Consider the following 7451-nt stretch of genomic DNA (forward strand, 5'->3'; position numbering starts at 1 on the left):
GTCTGGAATATGATGAGCAGGATCTGCCGGCCGAGCTGGCGGATCTGGATCTGTCCTATCACGCGCACCTGCCCGTGGACCTGCCCTGGACGCGTGGTGTCGCCAATGTGTCCAAGCTTCTTTGTGATTTGGAGCGCAAAATTGCATTTACCCGGCCCTGGGGCTATGTGCTCCATTCTCCATGCCCCCATGATCTGGAGAATCTGTTGCGATTGCGTCCCGATTTAATATCCCGATTGTGTCTGGAAAACACGCGTGGCAACGATCTGTCCGAGGTGTGGCCGGTCATCGAGGCCCATGATCTGGGCGTATGCCTCGATCTGGGGCATTTGGTCAGTTATGGCCAGGAACGGCTTTTGCTTCGTTCCGGAATCCATGAGCGCATCCGGATCATGCATGTTTATGGAGGTGAGTCCGCGTCCGGCCATGCCGGTCTGGACCAGCTGCCCGACCCCGGGATATTGCGCCGGATTCTGACGCGGTTGACCAGACCTTGCGTGCTGGTGGTGGAGGTTTTCCATAAGGATGAATTTTCGCGATCCCTGGCGTTGCTGCGTTCCTGGCTGGACGTCTGGGGAATGAGCCATGATTGATCTGATCCTGGGCGGCAACAAGTCCGGCAAATCCGATTTTGGCCTGGAACTTTTGGCCGCCGGCCCCAAGCCCTGGACCATGATCGCCACGGGCAAATCCCGCGATTTGGCCTTTCGAGAGCAGATCCAGGCGCATCGCCAAACCCGTGATCCATCCATTCTGGTCCGGGAAGTGGGGACCGAACTGCCCGAGATCGTGGCCGAATTATCCGGTCAGACAGGATCCGTCCTCGTGGACAGTCTGGATTTTTGGATATTCGCGATTCAGAATCGGTGTTTGGATCATTCCGCGCGTCTGGCCCGACAGGCGGAATTGATCGATGCCCTTCAGGGCTGGCATGGTGGACGTCTTGTTCTCGTGTCCACGGAAATGGGCCTGGGGCCCCTGGCCTTTGACGGCTCGGTCCGGGCCTTTGCGCGGGATTTGGGACAATTGAATCGTGAAATTGCCAGGGTCAGTACAAGTGTGTATCTGGTCCTTGCCGGTCTGGCCCATAAACTCAAGTGAGAAGGTCATGGCATATTTTCGGAAGCTCGATCCGAAGCTCGCCAAGCTTCAGGAACTCCTGAACAAGAACGAGCGCTGGCTGATTCTGATCAACGCCGATCCCGACGCCCTGGCCTCGGCCCTGGCTTTAAAGCGCATTCTGGCCGGTCGCGTGGAGCAGGTTGGTATCGCCCATGTCAACGAGGTCACCCGGCCGGACAATCTGGCCATGATCCGACATCTGCGCATTCCGACCAAGCGCCTGACCCCGCCCCTGGCCGCCCAGTACGACAGGTTCGCCCTAGTCGATTCCCAGCCCCATCATCATCCGGGTTTCGCCGATATTCATTTTTCCGTGGTCATCGACCACCATCCCAAGGTCGCGGGCATGCCGGTGGACGCCGATTTCGTCGAGATTCTGCCCGAATACGGCTCCAACGCGACCATCATGACCGAATATCTCTACAATCTGAATCTGCGGCCGGGCAAATTACTGGCCACGGCCCTGTTGTACGGGATCAAGACCGACACCCAGAGTTTCGAGCGGGAATTCCACGATAATGACATGAAGGCTTTTCGGTATTTGTCGAAATTCTACAACAAGCCGCTCCTGCACAAAATCATCCGCTCGGAATTCCGCCTGGAATGGCTCAAGTATTTCACCCAGGCCTTCCGCAAGATGCGGGTCATGGGCAAGACCATTTCCATTTTCATGGGCAAGGTCGATTCCGCCGACATTCTGGTCATCCTGGCCGATTTTTTTCTGCGCGTGCATGGACTGTCCTCCACCGTGGTCAGCGGCATCCATGAAGACAAGCTGATCATTGTTTTTCGTGGCGACGGCCTGCGTCGGGACATGGGCAAGTTCGCCAAGCGCCTTTTTGGAGATTTGGGCTCGGCCGGTGGACACAAATCCATGGCCAGGGCCGAGATCCCCATGGAAAAGCTCGGCAGTCAGCCGGTCAGCCAGTTTGTCTGGGAGCGCCTGCATTCGGGCACGGAAACCAAGAAGAAGCCAGAAAACCCTCCCGAACCCACACAGAAATAATCTCCGCCTTCAATGGAGGACGCATGAGTTTACGTGAACGGCTCGGCCTCAAAACCGAGCCCATTTTTTTGATCGACGGCCACGCCTTCATTTATCGCGGTTTTTATGCCTATCCGGATTTCAAGCGCGCCGACGGGTTCCCGACTAGCGCCATGTATATTGTTTTCAAGCTGATCCTCAAAATTCTGCGCGAAGAAAAACCCACCCACTTGGTTTTTATCACCGACGGCAAGGGACCGACATTCCGCCACGAATTGTACGAGCCGTACAAGGCACAGCGCCCAAAAATGCCCGAAGGCCTGGCCGTCCAACTGGAGCCCCTCAAGGCTGGTTTGGTCCGCATGGGCGTGCCGGTGGTGGAAGCCGAAGGGGCCGAGGCCGATGACTATATCGCCAGTCTGACCGCGCGTTTCAAGACAGAGCGCGACGTGGTCATTGTCGGCGCGGATAAGGACTTGCGTCAGTGCCTGGATGGCAACGTCGTCCTGTGGGACCCGGCCCAGGGCAAGGAAAAGTTGATCACCGTGGACGGTTTCACGGCCGAGACAGGTCTTGAGCCCGGACAGTGGGCCGACTATCAGGCCATGATCGGCGATACCGCCGACAATATCCCGGGTATTCCCAAGGTCGGCCCGAAGACGGCCATGGGATTGTTGCGCCGGTTTCCGAGCCTGGCCGCGCTCAAGAAGAATTTTGACCGGCTCACGGCCAAGGAACAGACCCTGCTCGCTCCGCACATGGAGAATGTGTTCATGTATCGCGAGCTGACCACCCTGCGCACGGATTTGTGCGGGGATCTCGCCATGGACCAATTGACGGTCCGCCCGGCAAGCCCGGAGGATGTCGGGGACTTTTTTCAAACATACGAATTTCGCTCCCTGTTGGGCGAGGCACGTGGTTTGTTTGGTCAGAGCGGGACAAAAAAAGTCGTTGCTCCACAGACCCATGAGCTTCGGGAGTCTGTCGGGACGGTGGAATCGGATCGGGTCGATCCTGAAATCGTGACCGAGCTTCCATCCCTGTCCGGACAGGAAGTGGGGCTCCTGGGGCAGGATGGACGCTGGATTCTCGGTCTGGACCGGCGCGAGGTCGTTTTTATGGGACAGTCTCGGGATTTGGCCCGGGCCCTGCGTGAAGCCAGGGTTTACGTCCCTTCGGTCAAGGAAATCCTGGAAGGGGAGAAGGTGGATATGTCCGGATGCGCCGACGTCTTCGACATAGAGCTGGCCGCCTATCTGCTCAGTCCCGAGGAGCGGAATTATTCCCTGGAGCGCATTCGCGACGGGTTGGCCGATCAGCTCGAGGTCAGTGCGGACAATCCGGGCCGGACTGTATTGGCCGTGGGCCGGTTACTCAGGAAGCAGCTTTCCGCGTCCGAGTTGCTGACCCTGCTCCGTGATATGGAACTGCCCCTGACCCATGTTCTGGTGGCCATGCAAAAACGGGGTATCCGCATCGATCAGGCCAAGTTTCGCGACCTGCTGGCCATGGTCCAGTCGGAGCTGGATCGTCTGACCCTGGCCATTCACGCCCAGGCCGGGCAGGATTTCAACATCCGCTCCAGCCAGCAACTGGCGGACATACTTTTTTCCAAGCTGGGTCTGAGCAGCAAACAGAAAACGCCCAAGGGCGCGCAGTCCACGTCCAGCGCCGTGCTCGAAGGACTGGCCGTCCAGCACAAAATCGTGGCTGATATTCTGGAATTTCGGATGTACGAAAAGCTGCGCTCCACCTATCTTGAGCCTCTGCCGACCATGGCCGACGGAAACGGCCGCATCCACACCACGTTCAATCAGCTGGCCACGGCCACGGGACGACTTTCGAGCAGCAATCCGAATTTGCAGAACATTCCGGTGCGAGGCCCTTTGGGGGCGCAGATGCGTTCCTGCTTCGTGGCCGCTCCGGACCATCTGCTCGTGGCGGCCGATTATTCCCAGATCGAACTGCGCGTGTTGGCCCATATGTCCAAGGATCCGACCCTGTGCGAGGCGTTTGCCTCGGGCCAGGACATTCACGCCCGCACGGCTAGCATTCTTTTCGACACGAAAAACGTCAGCCCGGAAGAGCGGCGCAAGGCCAAGACCATCAATTTTGGTCTGCTTTATGGCATGGGGCCGCAGAAACTCGGGCGTGAACTGGGCATCAGTCTCAAGGACGCCAAGGAGTTCATCGCCGTGTACTTCAGCAAATTGTCCAGGGTGCGGGAGTTTTACGAGGAAATCGAGGCCAAGGCCAAGGAATTGGGCTATGTGACCACACTGGCCGGGCGGCGGCGGATGCTGCCGGACATCAATTCCCGTAACGCCAATCTGGCCCAGCAGGCCCGACGCATGGCCATCAACACCGTGGTCCAGGGCTCGGCCGCGGACATCATCAAGAAGGCCATGCTCGAAGTGGACAAGAGCGCGGTTATTGGAGAATTTGGGGCCAGGCTCATTTTGCAGATTCACGATGAATTGGTGCTGGAAGCCCCCGCGGACACGGCCCGAGCGGTTGGCGAAGCCGTGGCCGGGATCATGGGCGGCGTATACGCCCTGTCCGTGCCCTTGGCCGTGGATTGGGGCGTGGGCCCGGATTGGAACACGGCGCATTAAATCAAACATTCAGGAAGAAACATGCTCAATAAACTGCGATTGCTCACCCCAGGCCCCACGCCCTTGCCCGAAGAGGTCCGTCTGGCCCTGGCCAAGGATATGATCCATCACCGCAAGGCCGATTTCGTGCGGGTCATGGAAAAAATTCAGCCTGGCCTGCAATATCTGTTCGAAACCACGCAACGGGTATTGCCCCTGTCCTGCTCCGGCACCGGAGCCATGTTCGCGGCCGTGGCCAATCTTTTCGCGCCGGGCGAAACCGTCCTGGTGATCGAGGGCGGAAAATTCGGGGAACGCTGGCGGGAAATTTCCGAGGCCCGGAATCTGGAGGTCATCGTTCTGGCCCAGGAACCAGGACAGGCGGTGGCCGCCGACGATGTGCGCGCCGCCTTGCAGGCCAATCCGAAAATTCGCGGCGTGCTTGTCCAGGCTTCGGAAACGTCCACCGGCGTGCTTCATCCCGTGCGCGATCTGGGCGAGGTGACGCGGAACACGGATGTACTTCTGGTGGTGGACGGTATTTCGGCCGTGGGCATATCGCCCTGTCCCATGGATGCCTGGGGCATCGACTGTTTGCTGACCGGATCCCAAAAAGGTCTCATGCTTCCGCCGGGATTGGCCTTGCTGGCCTTTAGTCAGAAGGCCTGGGACAAGGCAGAACAGGTCGATTGTCGCGATTTTTATTTCAACCTGCGCGCCGAGCGCGAAAAAAGCCTGGGCAATCAGACCCTGTTTACCTCGCCGGTCAATTTGATCCAGGGTCTGGCCGTGAGTCTTGAATTGTTCCAGACCCAGACATTGGAAGAGATATTCCGCAAACAGTGGGCCCTGACCGCCATGACCAGGGCAGGGGCCGCCAGTTTGGGCCTTGATCTTTTGGCGCCCACCCATTTTACCTGGGGTTTGACGTCCATCCGTATGCCCGAAGGCGTGAACAGCGCCACTGTCCTCAAATGTGCCGCCGAGGACTACGGCGTGGTCATGGCTGGCGGCCAGGGTGAATTGAAAAACAGCATCGTTCGTCTGGGGCATATGGGCCATGTGGATTGGAGTGATGTCCTGGCCGGCCTGCACGCCCTGAAACAGGGGCTGGTCAGGGCTGGCGGCTATTCCGCCGCGCGGACATTTTTGGAGGATTCCATGACCGCCTATGAAAGCGCCCTGGGTCAGGGCTATCCCAAGGCATGAGGAGTGCGTATGAGCGACAAAAATATCGATAAGAAATACGAAGATTTGTCTTGTTCCTGCGCGGACTTGCCGCAGCTTGATTTTGGTACCTTTGTTTTGTCGATGAGTTCTTCGGCCCTGGTTCATCTGGGCGAGGTACCGGAACCGGAAAGCGGCCAGGTTATGGAAAATATTCTGGCAGCCAAGCAAACCATCGATATTCTGTGCATGTTGGAGCGTAAGACCAAGGGCAACCTGACCCCGCAAGAGGCGCGGTTACTCAAGGACATGTTGTTTGAATTGCGGATGAAATACGTCCAGAAGGCCAAATAGGAGCATGTCATGAAACGTGTTGGATTGGTCGGGGTGACCGGCTACACGGGCATGGAGCTGGCCCGGATTCTTCTGGGGCATCCCGGCATGCGCCTGACACAGGTCACATCCCGCAAGGAAGCGGGCAAGCGGCTGGCGGAAATTTATCCGTTTCTGCAGGGCACCGAATTGTCGGACTTGATGATTACCGCGCCGGACACATCTTTTCTGGCCGCCAACTGCGATCTGGTTTTTTTGGCCGTGCCGCATTGCACGGCCATGGAAATGGCCGCCGAGCTGCGTGCCAAGGGCGCGCGGGTGGTCGATCTGAGCGCGGATTTCCGGCTGCGTTCCAAGGATGTCTACGAAAGTTGGTACAAGGTCGAGCACACCCGCCCCGACCTGTTGCCCGAGGCTGTCTATGGTTTGCCCGAGCTGTACGCGGACCGGATCGTCGGGGCGAGTCTGGTGGCCAACCCGGGTTGCTATCCGACCTCGGCCATCCTGGCCCTGTACCCGGCCTTGAAGGCCGGACTGATCTCGCCCGAGGATTTGGTCGTGGATTCCAAATCCGGTACCACCGGTGCCGGGCGCAAGGCGGGCGTGGGTACGTTGTTTTGTGAAGTATCCGATACATTCCGGGCATATAATTTAACCAAACACCGCCATACTCCGGAAATTGAGCAGGAATTGGGTCTGGCTGTGGGGCGGGAGATACGTCTGTCCTTCAACACCCATCTTGTGCCCATGAACCGGGGCATTCTGACCACGTCCTATGCCAAGCTCGCGGCCGGTGTGGATTTGGATCGGGTTCGGGACACCTATACCGGTTTTTATGCCGGAAAACCCTGGGTCAGGATTTTGCCAGCGGGGGTGCTTCCCGAGACGCGCTGGGTGCGCGGCACCAATTTTTGCGACATCGGTTTGGTCACCGACGATCGGACCGGCAGATTGATCACGGTTTCAGCCATCGATAATCTTTGCCGGGGCGCGTCCGGACAGGCCGTGGCCAATGCCAATCTGATGTTGGGGCTGGATTTGTCCACTGGTCTGTCCCAGGCTGCCATGATGCCGTAAACCGTGCCATGAGCGATTCGGGGAGTTCCTTGTACGAGACCATTTTCGTGGCCAGGCAGCCAATCTTTACCCACGACATGCGCATTTGGGGATATGAGCTGCTTTTCCGCGATGGCAAGGACATGCGGGCCGCCGTGATTCTCGATGGTGATCAGGCCACGACGCGGGTTATC

The 7451-nt window shown here is 58.3% G+C and carries 6 protein-coding genes; all 6 read left to right on the forward strand.

Annotation, left to right across the window (positions count from 1 at the left end; all coding sequences use genetic code 11):
* The first annotated feature begins 585 nt into the window (after nt 1-585).
* From EOL86_10555 to EOL86_10580, 6 genes are read left to right on the forward strand one after another with little or no spacing between them, the layout of a single operon-like run.
* Entirely contained in the window at nt 586-1101 is a 516-nt protein-coding gene (locus tag EOL86_10555; GenBank protein NCD26012.1) for a cobalamin biosynthesis protein, read from the forward strand.
* A 7-nt stretch (nt 1102-1108) separates the two neighbouring features.
* Nucleotides 1109-2128 carry a phosphoesterase gene (locus EOL86_10560; GenBank protein ID NCD26013.1) on the forward strand — a complete coding sequence of 340 codons (1020 nt, stop codon included), beginning with the start codon at nt 1109-1111 and terminating at the stop codon, nt 2126-2128.
* Nucleotides 2129-2151: 23 nt separating this feature from the next.
* Entirely contained in the window at nt 2152-4722 is a 2571-nt protein-coding gene (gene polA / locus EOL86_10565; GenBank protein ID NCD26014.1) for a DNA polymerase I, read from the forward strand.
* A 21-nt stretch (nt 4723-4743) separates the two neighbouring features.
* Nucleotides 4744-5910: an alanine--glyoxylate aminotransferase family protein gene (locus tag EOL86_10570; protein ID NCD26015.1), complete on the forward strand. Its 1167-nt coding sequence runs from the start codon at nt 4744-4746 to the stop codon at nt 5908-5910.
* Nucleotides 5911-5919: 9 nt separating this feature from the next.
* The gene (locus EOL86_10575; GenBank protein NCD26016.1) at nt 5920-6222 is read left to right on the forward strand and encodes a DUF1844 domain-containing protein; all 303 of its coding nucleotides are present in this window, start codon (nt 5920-5922) and stop codon (nt 6220-6222) included.
* A 9-nt stretch (nt 6223-6231) separates the two neighbouring features.
* Entirely contained in the window at nt 6232-7278 is a 1047-nt protein-coding gene (locus EOL86_10580; protein NCD26017.1) for an N-acetyl-gamma-glutamyl-phosphate reductase, read from the forward strand.
* Nucleotides 7279-7451 lie beyond the last annotated feature (173 nt).

Source organism: Deltaproteobacteria bacterium (assembly GCA_009930495.1).
GTDB lineage: Bacteria > Desulfobacterota > Desulfovibrionia > Desulfovibrionales > Desulfomicrobiaceae > Desulfomicrobium.